Annotated in this window: 25 protein-coding genes; 19 read left to right on the top strand and 6 right to left on the bottom strand. The window is 42.1% G+C overall.

Annotation, left to right across the window (positions count from 1 at the left end):
* Nucleotides 1-119: 119 nt before the first annotated feature.
* Nucleotides 120-623, top strand: a complete 504-nt coding sequence (locus DYP60_RS13085; RefSeq protein ID WP_117331468.1) for a C40 family peptidase — start codon at nt 120-122, stop codon at nt 621-623.
* Between the two features lie 3 nt (nt 624-626).
* On the opposite strand, the gene DYP60_RS13090 is transcribed toward DYP60_RS13085, so the two are convergent.
* Entirely contained in the window at nt 627-1,427 is an 801-nt protein-coding gene (locus DYP60_RS13090; protein ID WP_117331469.1) for a hypothetical protein, read from the bottom strand.
* 76 nt (nt 1,428-1,503) lie between these two features.
* On the opposite strand from DYP60_RS13090, the gene DYP60_RS13095 reads away from it, so the two are divergent.
* The gene (locus tag DYP60_RS13095) at nt 1,504-2,256 is read left to right on the top strand and encodes a class I SAM-dependent methyltransferase (RefSeq protein ID WP_117331470.1); all 753 of its coding nucleotides are present in this window, start codon (nt 1,504-1,506) and stop codon (nt 2,254-2,256) included.
* On the opposite strand, the gene DYP60_RS14075 is transcribed toward DYP60_RS13095, so the two are convergent.
* The gene (locus tag DYP60_RS14075; RefSeq protein WP_133299351.1) at nt 2,240-2,431 is read right to left on the bottom strand and encodes a hypothetical protein; all 192 of its coding nucleotides are present in this window, start codon (nt 2,429-2,431) and stop codon (nt 2,240-2,242) included. The genes DYP60_RS13095 and DYP60_RS14075 overlap by 17 nt on opposite strands.
* Nucleotides 2,432-2,529: 98 nt before the next feature.
* Between DYP60_RS14075 and DYP60_RS13100 the strand changes: the two genes are divergently transcribed.
* Nucleotides 2,530-3,192, top strand: coding sequence for a hypothetical protein (locus DYP60_RS13100; RefSeq protein WP_237446255.1), 663 nt, complete (start codon nt 2,530-2,532; stop codon nt 3,190-3,192).
* A 252-nt stretch (nt 3,193-3,444) separates the two neighbouring features.
* Nucleotides 3,445-3,612: a hypothetical protein gene (locus tag DYP60_RS14455; protein ID WP_160525854.1), complete on the top strand. Its 168-nt coding sequence runs from the start codon at nt 3,445-3,447 to the stop codon at nt 3,610-3,612.
* A gap of 28 nt (nt 3,613-3,640) precedes the next feature.
* Here DYP60_RS14455 and DYP60_RS13105 read toward each other — a convergent pair whose 3' ends face one another.
* Nucleotides 3,641-4,642 carry a LacI family DNA-binding transcriptional regulator gene (locus DYP60_RS13105; RefSeq protein ID WP_117331472.1) on the bottom strand — a complete coding sequence of 334 codons (1,002 nt, stop codon included), beginning with the start codon at nt 4,640-4,642 and terminating at the stop codon, nt 3,641-3,643.
* Nucleotides 4,643-4,838: 196 nt separating this feature from the next.
* On the opposite strand from DYP60_RS13105, the gene DYP60_RS13110 reads away from it, so the two are divergent.
* The 9 genes from DYP60_RS13110 to DYP60_RS13150 all read left to right on the top strand — a co-directional run bounded on the left by DYP60_RS13110 (nt 4,839) and on the right by DYP60_RS13150 (nt 14,678).
* Nucleotides 4,839-6,758 carry a PfkB family carbohydrate kinase gene (locus tag DYP60_RS13110; protein WP_240622889.1) on the top strand — a complete coding sequence of 640 codons (1,920 nt, stop codon included), beginning with the start codon at nt 4,839-4,841 and terminating at the stop codon, nt 6,756-6,758.
* Complete coding sequence (locus tag DYP60_RS13115) at nt 6,758-7,894, top strand: GSU2086 family protein (protein WP_117331473.1); 1,137 nt, start codon at nt 6,758-6,760, stop codon at nt 7,892-7,894. Before DYP60_RS13110 ends, DYP60_RS13115 begins: the two co-directional genes overlap by 1 nt.
* Nucleotides 7,895-7,898: 4 nt before the next feature.
* A complete protein-coding gene (locus tag DYP60_RS13120) occupies nt 7,899-9,185 on the top strand; it encodes an AGE family epimerase/isomerase (protein ID WP_165849591.1) in 1,287 nt (428 codons plus the stop codon).
* Nucleotides 9,186-9,224: 39 nt separating this feature from the next.
* On the top strand, nt 9,225-10,493 hold the full coding sequence (locus DYP60_RS13125; RefSeq protein WP_117331474.1) for an ABC transporter substrate-binding protein: 1,269 nt from the start codon (nt 9,225-9,227) through the stop codon (nt 10,491-10,493).
* Between the two features lie 303 nt (nt 10,494-10,796).
* The gene (locus DYP60_RS13130) at nt 10,797-11,549 is read left to right on the top strand and encodes a carbohydrate ABC transporter permease (protein WP_276308967.1); all 753 of its coding nucleotides are present in this window, start codon (nt 10,797-10,799) and stop codon (nt 11,547-11,549) included.
* Complete coding sequence (locus DYP60_RS13135) at nt 11,546-12,370, top strand: carbohydrate ABC transporter permease (protein ID WP_202384387.1); 825 nt, start codon at nt 11,546-11,548, stop codon at nt 12,368-12,370. Before DYP60_RS13130 ends, DYP60_RS13135 begins: the two co-directional genes overlap by 4 nt.
* Before the next feature lie 14 nt (nt 12,371-12,384).
* Complete coding sequence (locus tag DYP60_RS13140) at nt 12,385-13,308, top strand: ROK family protein (protein ID WP_117331476.1); 924 nt, start codon at nt 12,385-12,387, stop codon at nt 13,306-13,308.
* Nucleotides 13,305-13,937 carry a D-sedoheptulose-7-phosphate isomerase gene (locus DYP60_RS13145; protein WP_117331477.1) on the top strand — a complete coding sequence of 211 codons (633 nt, stop codon included), beginning with the start codon at nt 13,305-13,307 and terminating at the stop codon, nt 13,935-13,937. Before DYP60_RS13140 ends, DYP60_RS13145 begins: the two co-directional genes overlap by 4 nt.
* Nucleotides 13,938-13,964: 27 nt before the next feature.
* Complete coding sequence (locus DYP60_RS13150) at nt 13,965-14,678, top strand: MBL fold metallo-hydrolase (RefSeq protein WP_117331478.1); 714 nt, start codon at nt 13,965-13,967, stop codon at nt 14,676-14,678.
* 132 nt (nt 14,679-14,810) lie between these two features.
* Here DYP60_RS13150 and DYP60_RS13155 read toward each other — a convergent pair whose 3' ends face one another.
* The 3 genes from DYP60_RS13155 to DYP60_RS13165 form a co-directional block, all read right to left on the bottom strand.
* Nucleotides 14,811-15,023: a BrnA antitoxin family protein gene (locus DYP60_RS13155; protein ID WP_117331479.1), complete on the bottom strand. Its 213-nt coding sequence runs from the start codon at nt 15,021-15,023 to the stop codon at nt 14,811-14,813.
* A complete protein-coding gene (locus tag DYP60_RS14695) occupies nt 15,023-15,157 on the bottom strand; it encodes a BrnT family toxin (protein ID WP_337190421.1) in 135 nt (44 codons plus the stop codon). The genes DYP60_RS13155 and DYP60_RS14695 overlap by 1 nt, the downstream gene beginning before the upstream one ends.
* Before the next feature lie 387 nt (nt 15,158-15,544).
* On the bottom strand, nt 15,545-15,808 hold the full coding sequence (locus tag DYP60_RS13165; protein ID WP_117331480.1) for a hypothetical protein: 264 nt from the start codon (nt 15,806-15,808) through the stop codon (nt 15,545-15,547).
* A gap of 542 nt (nt 15,809-16,350) precedes the next feature.
* On the opposite strand from DYP60_RS13165, the gene DYP60_RS13170 reads away from it, so the two are divergent.
* From DYP60_RS13170 to DYP60_RS13195, 6 genes are all read left to right on the top strand, one after another.
* A complete protein-coding gene (locus tag DYP60_RS13170) occupies nt 16,351-17,424 on the top strand; it encodes an IS1595 family transposase (protein WP_117331481.1) in 1,074 nt (357 codons plus the stop codon).
* 144 nt (nt 17,425-17,568) lie between these two features.
* A complete protein-coding gene (locus DYP60_RS13175) occupies nt 17,569-19,062 on the top strand; it encodes an ATP-binding protein (RefSeq protein WP_117331482.1) in 1,494 nt (497 codons plus the stop codon).
* On the top strand, nt 19,059-21,857 hold the full coding sequence (locus tag DYP60_RS13180; protein ID WP_117331483.1) for a Z1 domain-containing protein: 2,799 nt from the start codon (nt 19,059-19,061) through the stop codon (nt 21,855-21,857). Before DYP60_RS13175 ends, DYP60_RS13180 begins: the two co-directional genes overlap by 4 nt.
* Complete coding sequence (locus tag DYP60_RS13185) at nt 21,850-22,800, top strand: PD-(D/E)XK motif protein (RefSeq protein ID WP_160525859.1); 951 nt, start codon at nt 21,850-21,852, stop codon at nt 22,798-22,800. Before DYP60_RS13180 ends, DYP60_RS13185 begins: the two co-directional genes overlap by 8 nt.
* Nucleotides 22,797-24,944, top strand: a complete 2,148-nt coding sequence (locus DYP60_RS13190; protein ID WP_160525860.1) for an AIPR family protein — start codon at nt 22,797-22,799, stop codon at nt 24,942-24,944. Before DYP60_RS13185 ends, DYP60_RS13190 begins: the two co-directional genes overlap by 4 nt.
* Entirely contained in the window at nt 24,941-26,452 is a 1,512-nt protein-coding gene (locus DYP60_RS13195; RefSeq protein WP_117331486.1) for a DNA cytosine methyltransferase, read from the top strand. Before DYP60_RS13190 ends, DYP60_RS13195 begins: the two co-directional genes overlap by 4 nt.
* The last annotated feature ends 177 nt before the right edge of the window (nt 26,453-26,629 follow it).

Below are 26,629 nucleotides of genomic sequence, written 5' to 3' on the forward strand. Positions count from 1 at the left end.
TGTTCTCGTGAAGTAATAAAAGCTTGCTTCTGAATAAGTTGCAAGCTTTTTTACGTATTTCTGCTGTCAAAGTCAGGATACCACAGGGTTGGTGGGAGCGGGTATGATAGAATAGTTGCATGAAGATACCCGCTCTCTTCCTACTAATAGCCAGTTTGTTGTTCAGCTCATGCTATTTTGACCATAGGATACCTGTGAGCAAGGAAGTGAGGGAGGAGGCGTATGAGATCTCATTCAAGTATATCGGCATGCCCTATGAATGGGGTGGCGAGAGTCATTACAGTGATGCTACCGGTGGTGTAGACTGTTCAGGTTTGGTGATAGGTATCTATGGTGAGGCAGTAAAGAAGTTCTCTGCTCATCTGCCATTTGAGGATACCACTGCCAGCGAGTTGGCACATACCTACACGCTCCCTCTGGAGAAACCAGAGAGGGGTGACCTTATCTTCATGGGCGAGAATGGGGTAGTAAGCCACGTCGCACTCTGTCATGCGGTGACTGACGATGAGCTTGTGTTCATCGATGCTTACTTGGTAACAGGAGAGGTAGGTATCCGATCATACTCACTTGATGACCCAAAAATTATCTCTTTTGGTAGAATGTTGGTTCTTTGCGAAAAGTAGTGATCAATCCTCAGTCCATGTTTTCTTGTTGTGGATATCATCGATGATGAAACGAACCCCTGTGTTGTCAGGAGGATTGAGTCGCAGTAGTTTGCAGGCGACTTTCTCTGCTTCTGTGAAGCGACCCAAGCTCCAAAGTAATATACAGTAACCGTGCAGTGCCCTCAAATAGGGACGGTTCTCTATCCAGCTCCACAGAGCCATGCCATCAAGGTCAGGAGGAAGCTTCTTCTCTGCGATTGCTATGGCAGCTAGATAGCAGTTCTCAGCATTCCTCTGGTAGATACGACGGTGAATATAGGGGTTTGCAATGTGTACCAATGCATCAATACACTGTGGATACTCCACCCAGAGCTTGGTCAGGATGTCATAGCGTTTGCTTGGGTCCAAGCAATCAGCAGCCTCAAAGACAGGGTCGGTATCGGGTCCGTAGAACCCATATCCGGTGTAATCCTCAAACTCAATAGAAGGTCGCATTCCGCCTTTCAGGCATGCACCAAGAAGGCCTGTCAGTTGACTTCTCTCATAGTACTCGAGGGGAGAATGACTCTCACCTATCGTATAGTCATGACCCTCAATTGCAAGAGAATCGAGCGAGAAGGAATAACTCTGGACTTCTCCGGTTATGTAGGTTGTTTTATTGAACTGCCACCGTTTTGTCTCAAGAAAGACCACGGTGTCAAGTAGTGCCACCCGATATGCTGCTGATTTTACGGAAACAATCTCATTGGTATCCAGGTCTCTTGCTCGAAATCCTGGTGAGAGGATTTTCAGTGCAAGTAAATTACGGGTAATTACATCCATACGGTTCTCCTGTTTTCAGTACTGGAATTGGTTGGTTTTCCATGACAACTCACGTGTATGATGGTAGACTCTCCTTATGCGAAACACAACCTCTGCTCTCCCTGTCTATAAAAATTGGGTCTCCCTCAAACTGGTCATCGTTCCTGGAGTATTGGCATTGGGCACGGCAGTCCTCACTGCTTTCTATTCTTGGCTTATGATTTTTCCTGCTATCTTCCTGCTTATGGTGCTCTATTTTGTCTATGCACGATATTTGTTCTCTCCTAAGGGCAAGAACATACAGGCAGAGCTCCACTCCATGCTCATTGAAGAGATAGAGTGGGATGGCAAGGGAAAGGCCCTTGATATCGGGTGCGGGAATGGAGCCTTGGCTATTCGCCTGGCAAAGAAGTATCCAGAGGCAAGTGTTGCAGGGATTGAATACAGAGGGTTTTCTGAGGCTCTCTGCAAGCAGAATGCTGAAATTGAAGGGGTCTCTGAAAGAGTCTCCTTCAAAAAAGGGAGTATCATCAGCCTGCCTTTCGAAGACGACGAGTTTGATCTCGTGGTAAGCAACCTTACGTTTCATGAAGTGAATGACCTACGGGACAGGAGAGAGCTTATGGAGGAGGCCTTCCGGGTTCTCAAAGGAGGAGGCGTCTTTGTATTCCAGGACCTCTTCCTGGCCAAGAAGATGTTTGGCAACCTCGATCCCATGCTGAACAAGCTCTCCGGGTGGGGAGCAAAATCAGTGGAGTTCATAAACCTCAGTGAGTCAGAGCGAATTCCCAATATCCTCATGACCCCTTTCATGGTGGGAACGATTGGGATAATCAAGGGGAATGTGTAGGGGAAAATCCCTGTATTTCATTCCCCAACGGAGCGAGAGGAAAGGAATCAGCATGATGGTTCCTCTCTGGAGCGAGAGCCGGGAAAACAAGGTGAGATACCCCGTCCCTTGGGGCGGAAAAGGAGGCAACGCCTCCTGAGTCCATGGCTTGCCCTGGGATATTGATACCTTTCATTGTACTTGAGGTGGTTTAACAGATTTTTATTGACAACTACATGTCTGATAGGTCATTTTTAACACATTCTTATTAATACATGAGTGAGGATGTGTGTAATGAAAAAAACGTTGATGTTGGTTGTTTCTCTGGTTCTGCTTCTTGGTATGTTTATTGGTTGTGATATGGCAATGGATACCTCTGCTCTCTCGAGCCGCGGGGTACCATTGGATAGCCCCCTTGATTCTGGGCGTAGCCTCAAGGGTAACAAGCCAGTTGCCTTCACTGCCTCTGTCCAACTCTTCCAGGATTTTACCTCGGTAGTGACACTGGATATGGGAAATAGTAACCACTACAAGACCATTGAAGAAACGCTCTACAGCTTCCTGGACCTTGGTCCCTATGGGCAGTATGGTGGCCTGGTTTCCTCTGATTGGGACCTTCTGGACGGTAAGCTGGTTGTTATGAGTAATGTAACCGACTATAACCTCGATGAGAGTACCACTGAGATTGGGGGATCGAACCATAGTGTAATCAACATTGTTGACCCTGCCACCGGTGAAGTAGTGGCAACCCTTGATGCCAACGGAACGGTGAAGGGTTCCCTGTTTGGTGCTGAGATTGCCATGAACTGGGTCATGAAAGAGAACAGTACAGGAGTGAATGCACGTGGAAAGGTTGATGGCATCTTCACCTGGTATGTGATTGATCCCGAGACAGGAGTGCTTAATCCCAATTATATTCCCAATGGCAATTTTGTACTTACAGGAACCTATAAGTAGATAATGCTTCTTTGAGACTCTTCATACCTGCATCTGGGCTTCTTCAGGTGCGGGTGTTTTGTTTGCACTGATGTTCTTCAAGAGTAGTGAGGAGAATCAAAGCAAGGTGAGATACCCCGTCCCCTTAGGGCGGAAAAGGAGGCAACGCCTCCTGAGTCCATGGCTTGCCCTGGGGTATTGATACCTTTCATTGTTCTAGAGAGAGGTTGATAGAAAATAGCCATATCGGCAAAATATCAGAAATTTGCCAATGTGGCTGAAGAGGTTCCTGCAAGAATCCTTGCAAGGTGGAAGAACGAACGCTCCTTCGTTCCCTCCTCAGCAGCTCTTGCACTCATGGGATTTAAAAGAACTTTCCCTTGGCTGCTCAAGATTGCAGAACATGAGTTTGATCAAGAGAAAGCAAACATCAGATTATAGAATGCTTTGAATCAGTATGGTACTACTGTTATTGAGGTATATGAACGGTGGACTCTCTCTGGATGAGGGAAGGGTGAATCAAGTGATGGTAGACGCTATCTTGTTTTTTTAGAAGCTTGAGTAGGCTTTGTGCTGCCAACTCCCCTGTTTGTGTAATGGATTGGTTTATGGTTGTGAGAGGGATCCTGCAAAGCTCACTGATACGAATGTTATCGTACCCAAGAATTGATACCTGTTCTGGAATTTGGATTCCTTCTTCCACAAGGCGATTGATAATACCTATTGCCACGTTATCATTAGTGATGAAGAGTGTCGTCTTCTTCCGATCAATCTGATTCCTCTTGATAAGCTCAGGAGCGAGATTGTATCCCTCCTCTTGGGTTTTTATCTGTGAGTAGCGAATTATAGAATCAGGGGTATCTATGGTATTGAAAAATCCTTCAAGACGATGTTCGATGGATTGGTGTGCGAAGCCGGTAATGACAATTGTTTGTTCGCTTGGATAGGTGTTGAGATATTGTGCAGCAATACGTCCCCCCTCGTGGTTATCGCAGCATACAAATGAAATGGAAGGATCTTTGGGGATGCTGTTAATTACAACGAAGGGGATACCTGCCTCTTTAAGAAGCTGAATAGCCGAGCTGTTCTCACTAATCGGGGCTATGAGGACTCCCTGAACACGATTGCTGATAAGCGACCGTACAAGCTGTATCTCTCTCTCTTCAATCCAGCGTGAACTTGAGAGAAGCATGGAATAGCCACTGGGGGAGAGAATTCGGTCGATTCCTTCCGCGATTTCGATAAAGAAAAAATTTGACAGTTCATCGATGATAACGCCAATTGTTTTTGTTGGGCTTCCTGCAAGGCCTTGTGCCAGTAAACTAGGGGTATAGGAGTATTTATCCATAACAGCACGCACACGTTCCTGAGTACGCTGTGAGACAATCTCAGGGTGGCTGATGACGCGGGAAACAGTTGCTTTACTGACTCCAGCTTCAAGGGCTATGTCATCTATCGTTTTATGTTTCATTTCACAGATACATTAGGCTTACTCTTTCTTGCTGTCAATAAATTATTGAAGGGTAAATACGGTTTCAGCCAATGCAGACAAATTTCATATCATCCGGTTGACAACTGGGTTTTGGTGGCTTAAGCTTTGAATCAAGGGAAATGAAAGCGGTTACATTTTATATTGCTTTCTTACTTTTGGGGAGAACGTTTTGCGTGTGAATGGAAATTACGAAAAGAAAATCGATATTCGTCAGGTAATTGCCCGAAATGCAGGGAGACCCATATCCATTGCGATAATTGGTGACCTGTGTCTGGATCTTGCGTACCAAGTAACGACTGACCAGGCTGAAATATCGGTAGAAACTGGCCTACAGACCTATTCAGTGCTCAAATCGACGCCCGCGCTTGGAGGAGCCTGTAATGTTGCTGTAAATTGCAAAACACTCGGAGCTGATAGAGTAGATATCTACGGAATAGTAGGATCTGACTTTTTTGGTGATCTGCTGATTTCCTTGCTACATACCCATGGTATTGAAACAGAAGGGGTTATCCGCCAGGAAGAGAAATGGGCAACCCATGTGTACCATAAGGTGTTTGAGAAAGGGGTGGAACATCCCCGTTTTGATAGTGGAAATTTTAATACACCTACAGAAGCAAGCATCGAAGATCTTGTTGCTGTACTGAGAAAAAGACTATCAGGGTATGATGCGGTCATAATCAATGAACAGGTACCTCGTGGACTGCATAGTGAATCTTTTCAGAAAATCCTTAACCAAGTCATTGAAAGTTCCTCATCTGATTCTGGAGTTCGGTGGTTTGCAGATTGCAGAAAACTAAATGATATGTACAGAGATACTATTCATAAACTCAATGAACAGGAGGGACGTCTTCTCTATGGTCCTTCGTGTACAGTAAGCAGGCAAGAATTGGCGCTCTGGTTGACCAGATATTTCAAGCAACCGGTTGTACTTACCCTCGGCCCAGATGGAGCTATCGCGGTAGATGAATCTGAGGTCATCCATGAATTCCCAGGGATACATTTTGCAGGACAAATCGATGCAGTTGGTGCCGGTGATGCGTTCTTGGCTGGGCTGGTGGTTGCTGTGGCATGGGGAGCCAGTTTATCGGAAGCTGCCTATATCGGTAATATTTGCGCAGGGGTTTCTCTGAAAGTCCTCTATGAATGCGGGCATCCAACAACCAAGGAAATTATTTCGTTAGCTGAAAAGGCTGACTGGCGGTATCATCCTGAAATAGCAGATGATGAAAGAAAAGCCCAGTACTGGAAGGATACCCCTCTGGAAATAGTTGTACCTTCCCAAATGAAAGGATTTCCCAAGGTTGCAATATTTGACCATGATGGAACAATCTCAACCTTACGACAAGGATGGGAAGCTGTCATGGAGCAGAGTATGCTCACTGCCATCGCTGGTGAAGCTTATAGCTCACTATCCAGCAAAGAACTACAATCACTTCGGGAAGATATCCATGCATTTATTGACCGTACCACAGGTATCCAGACGATCGAGCAGATGCATTACTTGGTTGATTTGGTGCATCATTATGGTTATGTCCCAAAGAAAAACGTGCTTACGGCAGTACAGTATAAAGAGCTTTATAATAAAGAATTGCTGGCTATGGTTGATAAAAAGGTAAATGAGATACGTGCCGGGCGACTTGATGCCACTGATGTAACCATAAAAGGATCGATAGACTTCTTACGGTTCCTCTCTTCCCATGGCACAGAACTCTATCTTGCAAGTGGTACTGATGTTGACGATGTAAAGCGCGAAGCAGCATTACTTGGTTATGCAGAGTATTTTGAAGACCGTATAGTTGGTTCGGTTGGTGATGTTTCGAATGACCCAAAACGGCTGGTGATCAAACAAATCATTGAAACACAATTGAAGGGAGTTGGCGAATCGTGCGTGGTCTTCGGTGATGGGCCGGTAGAGATGCGTGAGGCGAAGCGCCACGGCTTGCTTGCAGTGGGCTTGTTGAGCGATGAAGTTCGTCGTTACGGGTTAAATATGAAGAAAAGGAATCGTTTGGTCTTGGGTGGAGCCGATCTTCTGATCCCTGACTTTTCCCATGCTTCTTCCTTGAGCGAATACCTCGGTTGGGAGGTGAAGTAATGCATGATGTGAACCATTCTTCAGAAGCCAAGCAATCCAAGAAGGTGCTGTTCGACCGTAATAGCATGACGTATTATCCATTAGCATCACGGAAGAACAAGGTTGTGATTGAGTCTTCCTGTGTAGACCCAGCAACCGACTCTGTTGCTATCTCAGAACAATTGCAGCAAAAAACAGCATTGATTGCTGATGAAATGGTTCAGGCACGCAATCGCGGAGCTGCAGTGATGTGTGCATTCGGGGCTCATACCATCAAGAATGGAATGGGGCGACTGCTCGGTAATTTGGTACAGAAGGGATGGCTGACCCATCTTGCAACCAATGGTGCTGGAGTCATTCACGATTGGGAGTTTTCCTATCTTGGGCAGAGTAGTGAAGATGTTCGTGCAAATGTACAGGAAGGCAAGTTTGGGACGTGGGAAGAAACCGGGTTGTATATCAATCTTGCCTTGGCGGTCGGTGCATATGAAGGATTAGGTTATGGAGAGTCCATTGGAGCGATGATCGTCCAGGGTGGCTTGGAAATTCCCACTCGCACTGAGCTGGAAGCATGTGCAATTTCTTCGGAAAATTCCGCTACCAAACGAGCAAGTGCATTGGATCTGCTTGATCTTGTTGCCGATTTGGACGAATCGCTCTTTGGATCTCGTTTGCACATTTCCCACCCCTATGCAAGCTATAGTGCACAGGCAATGGCATGGGAAGCGAAAGTACCTTTTACAAGCCATCCGATGTTCGGGCACGATATCATTTACACCCATAGGGCAAATCGAGGGGCAGTTATTGGAAGAACTGCAGAACGTGATTTTCTCTCCTATGTGCAGAGTGTCTCAAATCTTGAGGGAGGAGTGTATCTTTCCGTTGGGTCGGCTGTCATGTCTCCAATGATTTTTGAAAAATCCCTCTCCATGGTAAGAAATGCGGGAAAGCACGTGACAGATTGTGCAATTCATGTGGTGGACCTGCAAGAAGAGAGTTGGGACTGGTCTAAGGGAGAGCCACCTGTTGATAACCCTGCGTATTATTTGCGATTCATGAAAACTTTTAGTCGAATGGGGTGTAACGCATCCTATCTCTGTTCTGATAATCATGCATTTTTTGTCAGTCTGTATCGCGAGTTGGAGAAAAGGAGTTGAATCTATGGATATTGTTGGACAAGTAAATAAGTGGAAACAAGAAATGGAGATTCATCTCCATGAAGAGTTGCTCCCGTTCTGGCTCGACCGTGTTTGGGATTCACAGTGGGGTGGATATCTGACCCAGTGGGATGCTGATGGCAAGGATTCAGGGGTTGATGAGAAATCATTGCTTGCACATATGCGTACTATCTACTCTCTTTCTTTGGCATGTTCGTTACATCATGATCTTGATGGGCGTTGTGCCAAATTGGCAAAGAAGGGTGTATACTTTGCAATAGAACACTATTGGGATCCTGTGCATGAAGGATTCTTCTGGTTATTCAACCGGAAGAATGAGGTTGTCATTGATAAGAAAATTGTCTATGGACATTCCTTTGCAATGTATGCGTTGAGCACCTATGCAAAAACCTTCGGCGATCCACTTGCTTTGGAGTATGCAGAGAAGTGTTTTGATCTTCTCCAAATCTATGCCGCAGAGACTTCCTATGGTGGGTATTGGGAGATGTTTGAGCGAGATTGGACCCTATCTCCAGGAGGTAGTGGTGGGGGAGACCGTAAAACACTTGATGTACACATGCATCTCATGGAAGCCTACACCGCATTGTACAACGCAAGCGGAAAGGCAATTCACCGAAGAAAACTGGAAGAAATCATTGACTTGATCAATACAAAGATTCTGCATCCGGTTCACAAGACGGGGATTCCACAATTCAACTGCGATTGGTCGGTAGCTCCACAGATCAAATTTGATATCATCTGGGGGTGGGATCGATTTGCAGATGATTCAGGGGCAAAACCGAATGCCCTTGATAATACCTCATATGGGCATAATGTAGAGTTCTTCTGGTTGCTGAGTGATGCACTTCGAGTGCTTGGGAAGTCTATACAACCCTATGAATCGATGTTTGTCAAAATACTGGATCATGCAGTTTCCTATGGTGTTGATCGTGAATATGGTGGCGTGTATGTTGAAGGGTCTCTGGATGGATCAGCAGTGTATGATGATTGTAAGGAATTCTGGCAGCAAGCGGAGTTTTTGATTGGAATGCTTGACGCCTATCTTACCTTCGGTGATGAGAAATTCCTGGAGGCGTATGGCAATGTACATGCGTTTGTATTTGACCGGATGATACGGCACGATTTGGGTGAATGGCTCGCACTCTTGAAACGAGATGGAACACCGATTTGGACTCACATGAGTCATTCCTGGAAAGTCAATTATCATACAATTCGCGCTGCAACGCTCAGCTTGCAGAGAATGGATCAGATATTGTTGCGTTTGCAATGACTTCGTTGAAGTCTTAATCATAGAAAAAAGGAGAAAACTATGAAAAAAAGAATCATGGTTGGTCTGTTGGTCGCCTTGATGGCAACCACGATGATCTTCGCTCAGGGTACATCTGATGCCAAGGCTGAAAGCAATACCCTGGAGATCTTTAGTTGGTGGACTGCCGGTGGTGAGGCTGATGGTTTGGAGGCGATGTACAATGAGTTCCATCGCCAATATCCGGGCATCGAGATCATCAATGCAACGGTTGCTGGAGGTGCAGGAACCAATGCAAAGGCTGTGCTTGCTACCCGCATGCAGGGTGGGAATCCTCCCGATTCGTTCCAGGTACATGCCGGACACGAATTGATTGATACCTGGGTAGTCTCGGGATTCATGGAACCCGTTACCTTTGTCTTGGAAGATGCAGGGTACATGGATAAGTTCCCCGAGGATGTAATTGACATCATCTCATACGAAGGTGAGGTCTATAGTATCCCTGTAAACATTCACCGCTCTAATGTAATGTGGTACAGTCCAAAGCTGTTTGCACGGTTCAACCTGCAACCGCCAAAGACCATGGCTGACTTCTTCCGTGTTGCAGAGGTATTCAAGGCAAATGGTATACCTGCTCTTGCTCTTGGTGATAATGAAATCTGGGCTGCTACACACCTGCTTGAAAGCGTTATTCTCGCACATACTGGCCCTGACAAGTACAATGCGCTTTGGGAAGGCAATGTAATGTGGAATGATGCCCAAGTACGTAGTGCTTTGAATGATTTTGCCAAGATGATGGGATATATCAACCGCGACCACGCTGCGCTTGCGAACATGGATGCTGCCGGCTATGTAGCTGAAGGAAAAGCTGCCATGAACGTCATGGGCGACTGGGCTGCTGGGTATTATTACTCCCAGGGATTCAAGCAGGGTGAGGATTGGGATTGGGTTCCCACTCCAGGTACTTCAGGCAACTTCATCATGCTTAGTGATTCCTTTGGTCTACCGAAGAATGCTCCCAACAGAGATAATGTCATCAAGTGGTTGACTCTTTGTGCATCAAAAGAGGGCCAGGATGCCTTCAATCCTATCAAGGGATCCATTCCTTCTCGCATCGATGGTGATCGTTCAAAGTATGACCGCTATTTGAATGCTGCCATGGACGATTTTGCATCTAATGCCATTGTGCCTAGTGTTGCTCACGGTGCTGCTATCTCTGAGCCTTGGCTTACCCGAATCAACGATATCATGAGTGTTTTTGTAACTGACTTGAACGTTGATAAGGCAATTACTGAGTTCCAGGCTGCTGCTGACCGTTACGCACCTAAGTAAGGTTATCTTGAGTATTGGAGTACCTTGCTGTACGCTTAAGTACAGCAAGGTACTGTATCTAGTCTGAATGGGTATGAGATTCTCCAAGACGGTGAATCTGATACGATTGAATGATTGTAGCGCAATGGCCACAATTATGTGTATGTATAGGATAGAGGTTTTATGTACTGTGCAAAGAAAGATCGCAGAATTGCAGTGTTGATCCTTTTGCCCATGCTTCTCGTGTTGTTCATCTTTGTCTATGGCTTTATTGCATGGTCACTTAGGATATCCTTCACTGATTGGAACAGCATTCTTCCAAACATGACTTCGGTTGGGTTTGAGAATTATCAGAGGTTGTTTAGCTCTCAACGGTTTCAAACCGATATCCGTAATACGATTTTTTTCACGCTGTTCTTTCTTGTTATTTGTATTGTAGGTGGTTTCTTTCTTAGCTATCTACTCTATTCCAAATTGCGGGGGGAGTCGTTCTTGCGGACGATTTATTTATTCCCCTTGTCACTGTCTTTTGTTGTTACTGGTGTTCTCTGGCGTTGGATTTTCAGTCCTGAAGTTGGCATCAATTCTCTTTTCCGTATGATGGGATTTGAAGCAACATTTGGGTGGTTTACTTCAACCTATAGCATTGGTGGATTCAATGTTGCACTTATTGCCTTGATCATTGCCGCCTCATGGCAATACCTCGGGTACACGATGGCGATGTTCCTAGCAGGACTGAGGGGTATCCCTGACCAACTTATTGAATCTGCACAGATTGATGGAGCCGGTGAGTTGGCAATAACTTGGTATATCATCCTCCCCCTCATCAAGCCGATTACGTTTTCTGCTATGATTGTGCTCGGCCATATCTCCCTGAAGATCTTTGATTTGGCGTATGTAATGACCGGCAAGGGCCCTGCATTTGTAACAGACTTCCCTGGTCTGTTTATGTTCGAGACAACATTCCGAGGGAATCACTATGCTGAAGGTGCAGCAATTTCCATCATCATGCTGATTTTGGTTGCTGTGGTAATCGTGCCGTATCTCATTTCAACGCTGAGGGGGGATTCAGAATGATTACCAAAAAATCGAGTAAAATACTTAAGTACACATTGGCTTATATTGCAGTTCTTCTTTTTGTTTTCCCCCTCTACGTAATTATTAACAATAGTTTGAAACCGTTCGCTGATGTCCGAATCAGCGAGATGTGGATTCCCGCCCAGAATCTCTCATTTGAGGGGTATGCTGAAGCATTCGTCAAACTTGGACAGAATATTCAGAATAGTTTCATGCTTGTAATTCCTGTGAGCCTCTTTTCAGTAATGTTCGGAGCAATTATTGGGTTCATTTTTGCAAAGGTCAAGTTTAAATATTCCAATACCATTTTTGCTTTGGTCATCTTTGGCATGTTTATTCCGTACCAAAGCATCTTGATCCCTCTCGTTCGTACGATGAATACCATAGGGTTGTATGGTCATCTGTCTGGACTTATGGTGACACACGTCATCTATGGTTTGCCGATTTCTTCACTCATGTTCCGCAATTACTATGCGAAACTACCAGATGAATTGCTTGAAGCCGGAATGATTGACGGGCTTCGTTTAGTCGGGGTGTTTAGAAAAGTAGTTGTTCCCATTTCTTTGCCTACCATGGTGGTAGTACTTATTTGGCAATTTACCAGTGTTTGGAACGATTTCCTTTTTGCAGTCGTCTTGACGCAAAGACCATCTATCCAGCCAATTACTGTTGCACTGCAAAATTTGGCTGGGACCCAAGTCATAGAGTGGAATGTACAGATGGCAGGTGCCTTGATCGCCGCAATTCCTACACTGCTTGTCTATATTTTCCTCGGGAAGTATTTCATCCAAGGACTCCTGTCTGGTTCAGTGAAAGGCTAGTAGGGTAGTTTTCTATGGAATCACAAAAATATATCGGTATTGATATTGGTGGGACAAAAACAGCAATCAGCCTTGGGAATAGCAATGGTGGTTTAATCAACAAGCGGAAGTTTCTAACTCCGTCTGGAGTTGATGCTGTGATAGAAAGCATCTTTGCGGAGGTTGAACTACTCTTGTACCCATCACATACTCTCGATGCTATCCAGGCCATTGGGATTTCTTGTGGAGGTCCACTCGACAGTAAACGTGGAATCATCCAATCACCTCCCAATCTTCCCGGTTGGGATGGTATTCCAATTGTTGACATTGTATCAGAGCACTTTGGTATTCCAACGTATCTGGAGAATGATGCAAATGCCTGTGCCTTGGCTGAGTGGTATTGGGGTAATGGAAAGGGATATGATTCAATCATTTTTTTAACCTTCGGTACGGGATTGGGTGCTGGGTTGATCTTAGATGGTGCACTCTATCGAGGGGCTGATGGCCTTGCGGGAGAAGTTGGCCATTGGAGAATGGCTGATACGGGTCCCTATTGCTACTATAAGCACGGATCTTGGGAGAGCTTTGTAAGTGGTGCGGGGATATCCGGTCTGTATGAAATTGCGGCAGGAAAAAAATTGAGTGCCCAGAAGGTGTGTCAGTTGGCTAAGGAAGGCGATGCTGTTGCAATGCGCGTGATTGAACAGAGTGGAAAGATGCTGGGGTCAGGGCTGGCCTTGTTGATTGACTTGCTCAATCCCCAGCGCATCATCATTGGAAGTATCTACAGCAGGGATGAAGCGTTGTTCCGTCCAATAATGGATCAGGTGCTTCGTGAGGAGACTCTCAGTGTCCCATACGCAAGGTGTGAGATAGTACCTTCCTTGCTTGGAGAACAGCTTGGAGATATGGCGGCCCTGGGGATTGCAAGAGACCATAGTGTAAGGAGAGAGCGATGACATATACGCTGGATCATGTACTAGAACGGTACCCACAATTGAAGAGCATAGCCAATACTTTGGAGGCGGCTCGGGATCTGATGGTAAAGAAAGCTCAAGAAGGGAAACTGTTCCTCGTTGCGGGCAATGGTGGAAGCAGTGCCGATGCAGACCATATTGTAGGGGAGCTTATGAAGTCCTTCGTTCGAAAACGCCCGATAGAGGATGCTATAGCTAGGCAGTTGAGCGAGATTGGGGGAGATGCAGGGAGTCGAATAGCTTCCAACTTGGAGGGAGCGGTACAGGCAATCTGCCTATCGAGTCACCACGCGCTTTCAACGGCTTTCATGAACGATGTTGACCCTTCCCTTGTGTATGCTCAGCAGGTATATGGATATGGCAATCCTGGTGACCTTTTTATCGGCATATCGACTTCAGGCAATGCACAAAATGTATTGAATGCAGCATTGGTTGCTCGAGCAAAGGGATTGTCTGTGCTTGGTCTGACAGGAGAAAGTGGTGGTGCACTAACAGAGCATTGTGATGTATGTATTCAGGTTCCTGAACGTGAAACGTTCAAGGTCCAGGAACTGCATCTGCCTATCTATCATTGGCTGTGCATTGAAATTGAGGCTGCTCTTTGGTCCTAGATGCAATGATCTCATGGAGGGATACTTATGCAGTTGCTTCCAGATTTATATGTAGTTGGAGGGAGTCTTATTGGCTTGACAGGAAGTCAAGTGAAAGGTCCTTTTGATGATTGCAATGTGTATGCTCTCGATATTGGGTCAGAGATTATCCTTATTGATACAGGCAATGGTGATTCTTGGCCAACGATTCAGGAGCATATGCAGCAATGGGGGCTAGATACGAGAAAGATTTCAACTGCCCTGATCACCCATCCTCATTATGATCATGCTCAAGGTGCTCATCTTCTGCAAGAGGCAGGAATAACGCTTGTAGCTCATACCTATACTGCGGATGCGATGGAGAAGGGTGATGAACGATGTTGTGGATACCTGTACCACCGTGTATTCACTCCAGTATCTGTCGATCAAGTACGTAAGGATGATGAGCAGTTTACTGTTGGTGCCCTTACAGTCCAATCGATTCATCTACCTGGTCATACCCTTGGATGCACAGGGTTCCTGATCTCATGGAGGGGAAAGAAAGTCCTGTTCTCTGGTGATGTGATCGGAACCTTGGGTTATGGTCACTTTGGTTGGAATGGCTCAATTGACTTCACCAAGCAAGTGTATATCAAATCTCTCTTGAAGCTGTCTACCATAGATTTTGATGTGATGCTTCCTGGCCATGGACTGGGATCATTCACTAATCCAAGGGAACGGGTAGAAGAGAGCTTGAATGAAGCCCTGATGACATGGCGGTAGTCAAGGAACCAGTGTATGCCTGTCGTAGTAACCAAGAACATAAACTCAAGTAGTTAAAACTCAAGCAGGGAAGAGCCGAGGAGCTTTGCAGGAATTGGCAATCATCTAGAAAAGAAGTGAATAGTCTGAGTCTTACTCAAAAGAGACATTCAGTTCTTTCTTTTTCAACATACAATCAGTCAGGTATAAATTGATGATACTCTGGTATGGAATGCCCTTCTTCTCTGCCATATCCTTGAAATAGGCAACTGTTGCAGAGTCCAGCCTAATGGTTACCTGTTGCTTGGGTAATTTTGAAATATAGGGATTTTTAGCACCATTTGAGAAATCATATTCGTTTTTCATCATTGCCTCCTATATTGTTCTGTTTCCTTCTTGCTCGCTTTTCGAGCGGAAATAATGCGAATAACTTCATCTTTTTGACGATAACAGTGGCATACTATTAGTAAACGCAACCGAAAGCTATGGCCAAGAATCACAAACCGGTCCTCTTCTGCAGAGTGTTGAGCGCATTAGGATCATAAAAACCAGTTTCAGCTTCTTTGAAGGATACCCCATGGTTCTTTTGATTCAGTACCTCTTTCTCAGGGTTTCATTCAAAGACTATCTCTTTCATAATTATATTATAATTATTACGTAATTATTGGTAAAGTGTACATACTGCTAGATTTCTGGGCTACTGGGGTTGGGGCGTAGTATAGAGTATCTTCATCACGTTTCTTCCGTAGTGCATCAGTTTCTCTAGGAGTTCACTAGGTTTGGTCTTATTGGGAAGTTTGAGGAAATCATTGATTTTCTGCTTACCTCACAGTACCATGCTTACAAGTGATCGAGCTCCGGTTGCCTACGGGCCCGGGGCCTGTTTTTTAATACATCATGCCCAATAGCCATAAGGGGATGCTGTTCCCACCGGGGTAATCGGTATCATCCCGGATAGCAAAGTCAGCTTTTTTTGGACGTTTTGAAGGGCCTCCAATTTCGAGTTTTATCCGACTTGGTACCATGTCATCCGTTTTAGAGATAACAAAATCTCCTGTGGTCTCATCTTTGGTTGCTTCAACCAAGTATCCGCCATACGAGCAGAGCATAGTAACTAATGCTTCCCTCGATGTAGAACTGATGGTTTCCATTTACTTTATAATGAGAGATGAGATGGCGAATGTTCCTGAGTCAAAAACAAAATGGCGATAAAGTTTTTTCCACAGGAACATTTTGTGCAAATTGTTTCTGTTGTAGAAACAGAAATATTCATGCCAGTGGATTAGGGCTCATGGTAATCTTGGTTAGCTTTTGGCTATCAATTTGTCTGCTCTCAGCATTAAATTTTGCTTGAAACGGCCTGAAACCGCAATTCTTGTACCAAAGGAGACAATTCTTCCTGGTTCCGATGATTCATGGCGAGTTCGTTCAATCCAGCTGGTACTCCAAGCCTAGGATGAGCAGGGAGTCGGACAATCATAACCATTAAGGGGTGCAGTGAATGTTTCTCACTTGCTTGAGCTATGATGCTTACAGGGAGTGTATTGAAATCTATAGATATTCAATCAAATTTCTTAGGCTATGTTTGACAAATTGTGTTGAAACACTACTATTCTTTTGTTAAGTGTTGTATAATTGAAGCATGAAGAAGTAAAAATTCAGCAAAAAAACCCTTGAAGCCTACAAAGCGTTGATGAACCTTTCAGAAGAAGAGCAACAGCTCGTTTTTCGCGAGGTTTCCCAGCCTGGAACACCAGAACCTGACAAGAAATCCCAAAAAGAGAAGCCATGTTGCCCACATTGTGGAAGTTCCCATGTGAGCAAGAATGGGAAGACCCCGGCAGGTTATCAAAGATTCATGTGTGTTGACTGCCACAAGACTTTTGGAGAAAAGGAAAGACCGGTATGGATCGGGAGCCATTTCCCCAAGGAAGTCTGGATGGAGTACATTCGACTCATGAACATGAATGTTTCCCTCAGGGCTATAGCCGAAGCCTTGGAAATCAACGTTACCACTGCCTTTTTTTGGAGGCACAAGATCCTCACAGCCCTTAAGGATGGCAAATCCGATGCTGTATTGGAGGAACATACGCAAGCAGACGAAACCTTCACCCAATTGAGCACCAAAGGCAACAATAATGCCTACAACAACTTGCATCGGGGAGAACCCGTTTTCAGGGAGCCTGATTATAAGAAAGTCAGGAAATCCGGACACAGACATGCAAGAGGATCGTGCAGCAGCACCAGAGGATTGAGCCAGGGTCTTGTATGCACACCTTTTGCCATAGGGGGAAACGACATTTGCTGGGGAAAGCCCTCAAATATGGGAGCTCCAAGTTCCGGTGACCTTGATTCGGTATATGCCGGGCATCTTGGTGAATCAGTCATACTGGTCACCGATGCCTCAACAGCAGCCAGAAAATATGCTGAGGATAAGGAGCTCCCTATCATCCAACTGAAAAGCAAGACGGAATCCAGACAAGGCAAGCATAACCTTCAGAAGGTCAACAATCTCCACTCCTCCTTCAAGCAGGATTTGAGAGGTTACAACGGTGTCAGCACGAAATACTTGGAAAACTATGCCAACCTGACCATATTCAAGCAGGAAACCCCTGGAATCACGGACATTACCAGGGCAGCACTACTTACTGATAAGCTTAGAAACGTCCCAAAGGTGGCAAGATGGAAAGATTTGAGGGCTAAAGACTATCCTCCATTTGTATATGGGGTGCTTGATACGAAGCCAGGAGATGAAGTTTCAACATGATTTGTCAAACAGAGCCTTTTTTTATGATGGACAATTACTACTACTCGAGTGTTTTTTATAACTTATCAGGAAAAGCATTGCTTATCTGATATCACCATATTAGTATTATCCTTACTATGTGCTATGTTTTTGGAGTCTTAGTAAATGCAAAATCATAAAGAGTTTGAAGAAATCGAAATTGCCCCACGCGCAATAGATATAATGAATGCAACGCGATCAATGGGTTATACTAGTGAGTCAGCAATTGCTGATATTATAGATAATTCAATATCAGCGAATGCCAAAAAAATTTGGATTTCATTCCCTCCAAATGCAGAATATTTAAAAATCATTGATGATGGTGATGGGATGACATTTGAAGAATTAAAAAATGCAATGAGATATGGGCATAATTTTAACGATCCAAGAGAAGAATCAGATCTTGGACGATTTGGATTAGGGCTAAAAACAGCTTCATTTTCACAATGTGAAGTGCTAACAGTAATTTCCAAAAAGGATGGACAAGTAAATAGCTTGAGATGGGACCCCTCATATATAGAAAACAGAGGATATGGATGGGTAGCACTATCCTTGTTACCCGAAGAAATTGCAAAATATTGTATCGATACTGATTTTGATTCTTTAGAATCAGGAACTATTGTCATATGGGAAAATCTTTCCTTGATGTTGGCGGGAGAGTCCAATTATAGAAGCGCAATGTCTCTCAAAATGGATTCCGTAAGAAATCACCTTCGTCTTGTATTTCATAGATTTCTATCAGGAGAGGATGGACTTTCAAAACTTACGATTCTCATTAATAATAAGGCTATTCAGCCGAGAGACCCTTTTCTTAAGACAAAATCATACCAAATTTCAGATGTCCAGAAGATACTTGTGCCAGAGCTTGGGGGAAAAGAAGTGTCTGTTGCAATAAAACGGTATCTGCTACCATCAATCTCAAAACTTAGTAAAAATGAATTAAATATTCTTTGTGGAGACTCTACCTTGACTAACACACAGGGATTCTATGTCTACCGAAATAAACGACTCCTTGTTTGGGGCACATGGTTTCGCCTGGCTCCAAAAACTAACACATCTAAACTTTCCAGGATTCAAATAGATATTTCTTCATCACTCGACAAGCTTTGGTCACTAGATGTAAAGAAATCAACAGCAAAACCTCCTGAGATTATTAGAAAAAATTTAAAAGCATTGATTCACTATTCTCAGGATAAAAGCAAAAAGGTTTTTGTCGCTAAAAGCAAGCTTGAGATCCACCCCAAAATTACACATTTTTGGGAAAGAACGATTTCCAATGATGATACTGAGAGTATTGGTTATCAGATTAATAAAGCCCATCCTTCTATCTTGGATTTTAAAAATACCTTATCCAATGAACAGAATACTAAGTTCGATAGGCTTATGTTCCAATTAGAACAGTTTATACCAATAAATCAAATGTTCCTCGATATGGAGGATGAGAAATCCATCGAGTTCGCTTCTGATGATGTATTGGAAAGAACAATTAGGCAGGAAATTGAGGAAATGCTTGATAAGGATCAAAGCAAGACTACCATTCAGCTTCTAAAAAAAATTGAGCCTTTTGCCAGATACCCAGAATTGATTAATGAAATAATGCAAGGAAGAGGGATTAAATGACTGATAGCCAGTTCGATTGTATATTAAGAATAATAGTTGATACTATTTCCCCCGACGAGAGTGTTTCAGAGAGTGAATTGAGAAATCAAGTGGAAAACATTTGTAACCTAGCAAGTCTTTTCCTTAGAGATTCATCAATAAAAAACATTTCCGAGGAAATAAAGGATGAATTATTTCAGAAAGCTTCCGAAAAAGTATATATAGACTGGGAGCCCATGATTGGTATTTATGATAAACGCACAAGGCTGGCTCCTTGGTTTGAATCTTCAATTTCTAAACCAAAAAGATATTATTGGAATAGGTACAAAGAATTCCTTTTAAAAAAGAAAGCCTGGACCCAAAAACAGGTTGAAGAATTGGATAGAATATCTACTTTGGTTATCGATCAAGCAGGGAATCCAAATAGTGATACTGCTTGGAATCGATATGGTTTGGTAATCGGGGAAGTACAATCAGGAAAAACAGCAAACTATACTGCCTTTTGTAACAAGGCTGCGGATGCAGGATATGATGTAATTATTATTCTGGCTGGAATCTCTGAGGCCTTAAGGTTCCAAACACAGACCCGGCTTGATATGGAGTTTGCGGGTAGAGAAACGGGGTCTACAGTCGGAAACTCAGGCCAATTTCGTCCTACCGGAGTAGGGCTATATACAAAGACACAACGATCTCCGGCTAACTGTACTTCAGCTAATTCTGATTTCAATATAAATCTTCTTGAGGGGCAACAATTCAGCCTTAAAGGTTGGCGAGAATCTACTTTTTTTGTTTTGAAAAAAAATGTAAAAGTACTTGAAAATGTAGTCACTTGGCTTACTAGAAACAACGAAGTTGGAAGCACAGGAAGAATCGAAAAAACGCTACTGTTGATTGACGATGAATCGGATAATGCGTCTCAGAACACTAGGGGTCAGGATTGTGACCCGACAAAAACTAATGGATGGGTGCGTAAGATCCTCAACCAATTTACAAGATCTTCCTATATGGCTATAACTGCGACTCCCTTTGCCAATATTTTTGTTGATCCAGATGTGGATGATGAGGATTTAGGAGCCGGATTATTCCCTAAAGATTACTTATTCAAGCTTTCTAAGCCTTCAAATTATATTGGAGTGAAGGAGATTTTTGGAGATAATCCAAAGCTTGAAAACGTACTAATAGAAATCAATCTAGAACAGATTGAAGGAACAAAGGAAAATCCAGGAATCTTACCTCTATCTCATAAAAAGGATGATGAGTTGGAATCACTGCCTGATGATCTATATGATGCACTTCGATATTTTCTTTTATCAAATGCAATATTCGATAGAGAGGAGAAAGAGAAACACCAAAGACTTTTACACAGATCTATGCTGATAAATATTTCAAGATTTATCATTAAACATAATGAGATCACGACTCTCATTAATGAATGGTTAATTCAAGCGAAAGCTGACATCAATAATTATGCATCGCAAGCTGGACTTTATTCAGATAATGTAGATTCTGGTGAGCTTTATGAACTACACCGTATATGGAACTGCTTCTTTACCAAGCCGGAATCATCATGGATTGATCTGGCTATGAACTATCTTTCTGAATCAATTCAATCCATTGAGGCAGTGCCAGTCAACCAAAATAGGCTTGCTAAAGAAGCTCTAGATTTTGAATTAGCTACTAAGAAAAACGAAAGTCATAGATATGTATTCATTGGTGGGTTTGCACTTGCAAGGGGGCTAACTCTTGAAGGTTTGATTGTAAGCTATTTTTATCGAAGAACAGGATGTTATGACACTTTGCTCCAGATGGGGAGATGGTTTGGCTACAGGCCAAATTATAGTAATTATGTAAAAATTTGGACATCAAGAGATCTTATGGATTCTTATCGTGATCTTGCATGTGAAGTACTTCCTGATTTATATAGTCAAATAGAGACAATGAATGAAACGGAATTATCCCCAATTGACTTTGGGTTGATGATAAGAAATGATGTTTCTTCTTTGGAAATCACCGCTAGAAACAAAATGAGAGCTTCAAGAGATTATATGCATCCTTGCGTGATTGCAGGGCATTTAGTTGAGACTCCTCGATTGATCAACAACAAAAGTATCATTAGCCAGAACAACTTAGCTGTGTATAAATTTTTAGCCACAGTACTCCCAAATGCACAACATGTGGATACTAAGTATGGAACAGAAGGTTTGTTTTGGAAGGGTATCTCTGGGCATGATGTTGCATCTCTTGTAAAGCAATTCAGGGTCCATCCATGGCATTTGTCTTTTCAAAGTGAGGCTTTAGCTGAATATATTATTGAAAACGAAATCACTGATTGGGATTTATATATAGCTGGTAATCAGAACCCTTCAGAAGATAAAAAAGGCTCTAAAATTCAACAAATTTCAATAAAAGGTATCGATAGTTGCATTAACCCATTCCCAAGAGATATGGACTTGAATGAGCAAAATGGCAATATGCTTAGAGTATCAGGCTCAAAGCTGAAAGTAGGTTCTGGGGCTATGGCTAGAATAGGACTTTCTGAATCACAGTATAAAGATGTGAAAAAGAAGCATCAAAGGAAAAATTTATCTGATTCCATGCTTCTCAATGTAAGGGGAAGAAGGCCTTTGCTAATTATATATCCTCTAAAGATGTTGTTCGAAAACGAACTTGATGGTGAAGAGACTAAAAATTTTGAATATATTTTTGCATTGGGCCTTGGGTTTCCAGGCGATAAGAGTCAAAGCATTAAAAAACAATATAAAGTCAACTTAGTTAAAGCTAGAGAACTTTTTGCAGAGGAAGAAGATGATGAATAGTGAAATTGCTCAAACTAAAGTATTTAAATCTTGGAAGGCTAAGGCTTCAATCAAACCTCACAGTTATGTATCAATCCCTGAAACTGATTCTGGAATCCGATGGTATTATGGGTTTGATGAAGCCTCGCATAATGCTTTCAGGTTTGAAGTAAAAATAAACTACAAGCTATCGAAACTATATTCTTCGTCATCAATCAGTGTTTCAACATATCATGATGGAGATCAAGTAACAAATATCCTATTTTCTCTGTTAGATGATTCATTAAGGGATATTTTCTCTGAAGTTTTTTTGGATTTGGTGGAATCTTCAAAACATGGGGGGACACCATCTGAAGCATGTAAATGTATATTGAGTGAATATGAAAGATGGATAAAATTATTTTCTGCTGGTCGTAAAACAGGCCTCACTGAGATTGAACAAAGAGGTTTATTCGGCGAACTTTATTTCATCGAACAGGAATGTGATAAAAATCATAGCATTTCTGATATTATTTTAAATTGGTCGGGACCTGATTTTGGAGAGGTTGATTTTGTATTTGAAAATGCCTGGACAGAGGTTAAAACTCATTTAATTAAAGAAGATACGATTACCATCGCCTCGGTTGGGCAACTGGACCACCCAAATATTGGAAGTCTTGTAGTCTATGCCTTGAATATCGATGAGGAGGGGAGATCTCTCAATGATCAATATGATATTGTGAGATCCCTAATTAAAAGTGTTGGTAACTATAATTTACTCGAGAAATTTGAAAATATCCTTATCGAATTTGGATATCTCCATTTACCAATTTATGAAAAAATACACTATTCTGTTGTTGAGACACGAGAATATGCTGTTTCTGATTCATTTCCAAAGATTCCTCGAATTATAAAATTGCCAAATATTAAAACAATTACGTACAAGCTTATCATTGATAGCTTAGAAGAATGGAGAATCCGATGATTAGTTTACCAGACTTTAGATCTGATTTTATTCAGAATTGCCGAATTGAATCACAGGAGAATGGCCAAGGTGATTGTGCTGCATTTGTAGAGAGGGTAATGGAAATCTTTGGGGAGAATGGCTTCTGGCAAGATTTCCAACCTTGTTTCTTTTCTAAACGTCTTAAAAATAATGCAGAGGTTAGATTTGACGGTTTTGCAACAGAAGAAGCGGAGGAAACCCTTTGTGTAGTTATTGCCAGCTACTCAGGAATGGAGCAGATCCAGACTGTCACACAGACGGAAATTATAAGGTCCATCGAAAGAGCTTCTCGTTTTCTTCAAAATGCATTAGGGCCAAAGAAACTGGAGTTTAAGAAAGAGAATCTTGAAATTGGACATCCTGCTTTTGACCTTTACACATTAGCAAATGAATTATATTCCAAGCAAGAAATTCAAAAAATTAAATTCCTGTTTATTACAGATGGGCAGATAAGTGATCGATTGAAGTCTTTGGACATAAAGACAATCAATGATATTCCTGTAGCCTTCGATCTGATCGATATTAAATACCTTTATGAAGTTGCTGTTTTATCAGGAGAGAGAGAAGATCTTGATATAGATATCACTAAGTTTACAGCAACAGCTGAAGGGTTGATATGTGTTGAGATTCCCCAGAGCATTGACTTGTTCAGATGTTACCTAGCCGTTATTCCAGGATCCACTCTGTCAGCTCTATATTCTGAATATGGTAGCAAACTTCTTGAAGGCAACGTTCGATCATTTCTAACAACAAAGAGAGCTGTTAATAAGAAGATTAGAGAAACCATACTCCAGAAACCTGAATATTTTTTTGTATACAATAACGGTATTGCTGTGACTTCTACGGGAATTGAAATAGTACAAACTTCTTCTGGCCCGCGCATCACAAATATCAGAAATCTTCAGATAATCAATGGGGGACAAACTACAGCAATGCTTGCTAGCACTGCTTTTAAAGACAAGGCAGATTTAGCAGCAGTGGCAGTACAGATGAAACTTACGGTCATAAGCTCAGAGAACAAGGAACATAATGCAGATTTAATCCAACAGATTTCGAGATCTTCGAACAGCCAGAACCCTGTTAATAATGCAGACTTCTTTTCGAATCATCCATTTCAACAACAGATTAAGCAACTGTCGGAACTTGGTGATTGTGAAGCCCCTAGGGTTAACAATATGGTATACAGAACGAGATGGTTTTATGAAAGATCAAATGGGGAATACAACCAGAAGAAAATGTTTAGTACCCCCGCAAAAGCCAAAAAATTCGAAGAAAGGAATCCAAAAAAACAAATTATTACAAAAACTAGTTTGGCAAAAGCCTATAATTTGTATTATAGACATCGACCGGATATTGTCAGCAAAGGAGCCATGACAAACTTTTGTAAATTTGCTGATGAGATTTCAGTAATATGGGATCGGTCTGAAAATGATAAAGCTCGATTTAACCCATGTTTCTACAGACAGATAGCATCAATTCATATACTTCAGGCGAAGGTAGGTGGCATTGTTTCTTCACAAGCTTGGTATGATGGCTCTTATAGGGCAAACGTTGTCGCTTACTCGATTGCTTGGTTCTTTGAACAGATTGAAGAGAAATTTGGAAAAGAACGGGTCTTCAATTATCACAAAATTTGGGATAAACAAACAATTGATGATGATCTTTGTGAGCTGTTCAAGGAGCTTACTTCTTATATTTATTATTACCTCATCAATGATAAGGATGGAAGGACGACCACTAACGTAACGCAATGGTGCAAGAGAGAAATATGCTGGACAAACTTGAAAAAGAAGGATTATTTATTCCCTACCTTGATAGAAAACTACCTTGTAGACAGAAAGATCATAAAAGAAGAAGAGAAAACTGAGAAGAATAATTCTAAGAATATTTCAGAAATCAACGCACAGACATCTATCTTTACATATAAACTTGTAGATTGGAAAAACCTCTGGAATTACGCCTATTTACCGAAAAAAGCTATTTCTGAATCTGAAAAAAATGCTATTGTAGCCATAATAAAAATGTATGAAGGTAGAGGGGGAAATCCTCCAAAAAGGGTTTGTGATATGGCGTTGAATGCAATGCAAAAAGCTTATGAAGATGGAATGCAAATAGCAAGATGAGTTACCGAGTATTGGATTTATTTGCAGGAGCCGGTGGATTAAGTCTTGGCTTCAAGAATGCTGGGAATTTCTCTATTGCTGTAGCTATAGAGAATAACAAGTATGCGAAAGAGACCTGTCGAATAAATCATAAAGAAACTATTATGCTAGATGATGTTTTAGATTATTCCGATTTTTCTGCTTTTAAAAACAAGTATGGTGAATTTGATGTTGTTATTGGAGGTCCTCCCTGCCAAGGGTTTTCAAACGCAAATCGTCAGCATAACCAGATAATCAATTTGAATAATCTTCTTGTGAAAAAGTTTATTGAATTTATTGAAGGCATCAAGCCTAAAGTGTTTGTTATGGAAAATGTAAAAATGATTCGTTCAAAAACACATTTCTATTTACTTTCTGCTGCAGATATAGATTTAGGAATCTTTAGTGAGAAATTATTTAAGACACAAATATTGGTTCTTCCAAATATAACGTATGAAGAAGCCTTACTGTTTAGCGATGAGCATAGCTTGAAATTCGTATCAAATGGAATTCCTCTGTTAAAGAAAAAAATAAAGGCCTATGAAAAGGGGATTCAGAAATCCAGCATTGAAGAATTCCGGGCTGAGTTGCTTGGAATAATTGGTGATAATCCGACTCTAAATGAATTACTCTCATCGGATATATTAGAATATCTTCCCATAAAAAATGGAAGCCGACTTTTTGATAGAGTATCCTCCTTTGCTGTGATGGAAGAGTTGTCAAAACAGAAAATATATATCAAAGAGATGAGAAGGTCTGATAATGGAATAGAATTAAAATGTTTGTCTATTGGAGTAGAGGAATATATTAGAAATTCATTAAGTAGTGATTATAAGATTTCTGCAGATATATACAACACTGTAGAATATGGCGTTCCCCAAACACGAGAACGATTTGTGATGATAGGTGTGCTAAGAAATCTAGGTGTGGACCCAGTAGTACCTGTGCCAACGATAGCTTTGCAAGAAGATTTTAGAACAGTTGGGGATGCAATTAGAAATTTAGAGGAGGTTGAGCCAAGCTATTTTGTATGTTCTGATGGAGTAAAAGTACAAGAACAATTAAAAACCGACAACAACCCTCTTAATTGTCTGTTTGATTCGGACGTTATACATAATCATTTTATAACGAAATCTACTGAAGTTGCACTTGAGCGTTTTGCATTAATTGAGCCTGGGAAAAACTTTCATTCACTAGATTCCAAATATACGAAAACCTATGAAAAACCAGAAAGAACCCAAAACTCTATCTATCGCAGGCTTGAGTATAATAAGCCTTGTCCTACAGTAACAAATGTTAGGAAAAGTATGTGGATCCATCCAAAATTTGATCGCGCTATTAGTATTAGAGAAGCTGCTAGACTTCAGTCCTTTCCTGATTCATTTGTTTTTGTGGGATCAAAAGATCGGCAATATCAGCAAATCGGGAATGCTGTTCCCCCATTGTTTGCAACTGCGATAGCTAAGGCTGTTCTATGCATGCTTGAATAGTAGTTTTTTTAGAGCAAATTTCAAAATGCTAAGCAATACGTATGAATATACACGGATATATGCATGACCATACATATCAGGAGGCATGACCGTCAACCAAATGATTTCTCACCAGGATGACGGAGAGAATCACCCCCAAAGCAAATCGATAGACGCGTCAAGGCATCCCTTCTTCAT

Origin of the sequence: Sphaerochaeta halotolerans (genome assembly GCF_003429665.1) — a bacterium.
In the GTDB taxonomy this organism is placed as follows: Bacteria; Spirochaetota; Spirochaetia; order Sphaerochaetales; family Sphaerochaetaceae; genus Sphaerochaeta; species Sphaerochaeta halotolerans.

Coding starts and splice junctions, on each gene's coding strand:
- DYP60_RS13125 (WP_117331474.1), top strand. CDS start 9,225: ATGAAAAAAAGAATCATGGTTGGTCTGTTGGTCGCCTTGATGGCAACC.
- DYP60_RS13145 (WP_117331477.1), top strand. CDS start 13,305: ATGACATATACGCTGGATCATGTACTAGAACGGTACCCACAATTGAAG.
- DYP60_RS13140 (WP_117331476.1), top strand. CDS start 12,385: ATGGAATCACAAAAATATATCGGTATTGATATTGGTGGGACAAAAACA.
- DYP60_RS13170 (WP_117331481.1), top strand. CDS start 16,351: ATGAACCTTTCAGAAGAAGAGCAACAGCTCGTTTTTCGCGAGGTTTCC.
- DYP60_RS13085 (WP_117331468.1), top strand. CDS start 120: ATGAAGATACCCGCTCTCTTCCTACTAATAGCCAGTTTGTTGTTCAGC.
- DYP60_RS13135 (WP_202384387.1), top strand. CDS start 11,546: ATGATTACCAAAAAATCGAGTAAAATACTTAAGTACACATTGGCTTAT.
- DYP60_RS13195 (WP_117331486.1), top strand. CDS start 24,941: ATGAGTTACCGAGTATTGGATTTATTTGCAGGAGCCGGTGGATTAAGT.
- DYP60_RS13155 (WP_117331479.1), bottom strand. CDS start 15,023: ATGAAAAACGAATATGATTTCTCAAATGGTGCTAAAAATCCCTATATT.
- DYP60_RS13115 (WP_117331473.1), top strand. CDS start 6,758: ATGCATGATGTGAACCATTCTTCAGAAGCCAAGCAATCCAAGAAGGTG.
- DYP60_RS13130 (WP_276308967.1), top strand. CDS start 10,797: ATGACTTCGGTTGGGTTTGAGAATTATCAGAGGTTGTTTAGCTCTCAA.
- DYP60_RS14075 (WP_133299351.1), bottom strand. CDS start 2,431: ATGAAAGGTATCAATATCCCAGGGCAAGCCATGGACTCAGGAGGCGTT.
- DYP60_RS13105 (WP_117331472.1), bottom strand. CDS start 4,642: ATGAAACATAAAACGATAGATGACATAGCCCTTGAAGCTGGAGTCAGT.
- DYP60_RS13175 (WP_117331482.1), top strand. CDS start 17,569: ATGCAAAATCATAAAGAGTTTGAAGAAATCGAAATTGCCCCACGCGCA.
- DYP60_RS13090 (WP_117331469.1), bottom strand. CDS start 1,427: ATGGATGTAATTACCCGTAATTTACTTGCACTGAAAATCCTCTCACCA.
- DYP60_RS13190 (WP_160525860.1), top strand. CDS start 22,797: ATGATTAGTTTACCAGACTTTAGATCTGATTTTATTCAGAATTGCCGA.
- DYP60_RS13180 (WP_117331483.1), top strand. CDS start 19,059: ATGACTGATAGCCAGTTCGATTGTATATTAAGAATAATAGTTGATACT.
- DYP60_RS13120 (WP_165849591.1), top strand. CDS start 7,899: ATGGATATTGTTGGACAAGTAAATAAGTGGAAACAAGAAATGGAGATT.
- DYP60_RS13185 (WP_160525859.1), top strand. CDS start 21,850: ATGAATAGTGAAATTGCTCAAACTAAAGTATTTAAATCTTGGAAGGCT.
- DYP60_RS13100 (WP_237446255.1), top strand. CDS start 2,530: ATGAAAAAAACGTTGATGTTGGTTGTTTCTCTGGTTCTGCTTCTTGGT.
- DYP60_RS13150 (WP_117331478.1), top strand. CDS start 13,965: ATGCAGTTGCTTCCAGATTTATATGTAGTTGGAGGGAGTCTTATTGGC.
- DYP60_RS13165 (WP_117331480.1), bottom strand. CDS start 15,808: ATGGAAACCATCAGTTCTACATCGAGGGAAGCATTAGTTACTATGCTC.
- DYP60_RS13095 (WP_117331470.1), top strand. CDS start 1,504: ATGCGAAACACAACCTCTGCTCTCCCTGTCTATAAAAATTGGGTCTCC.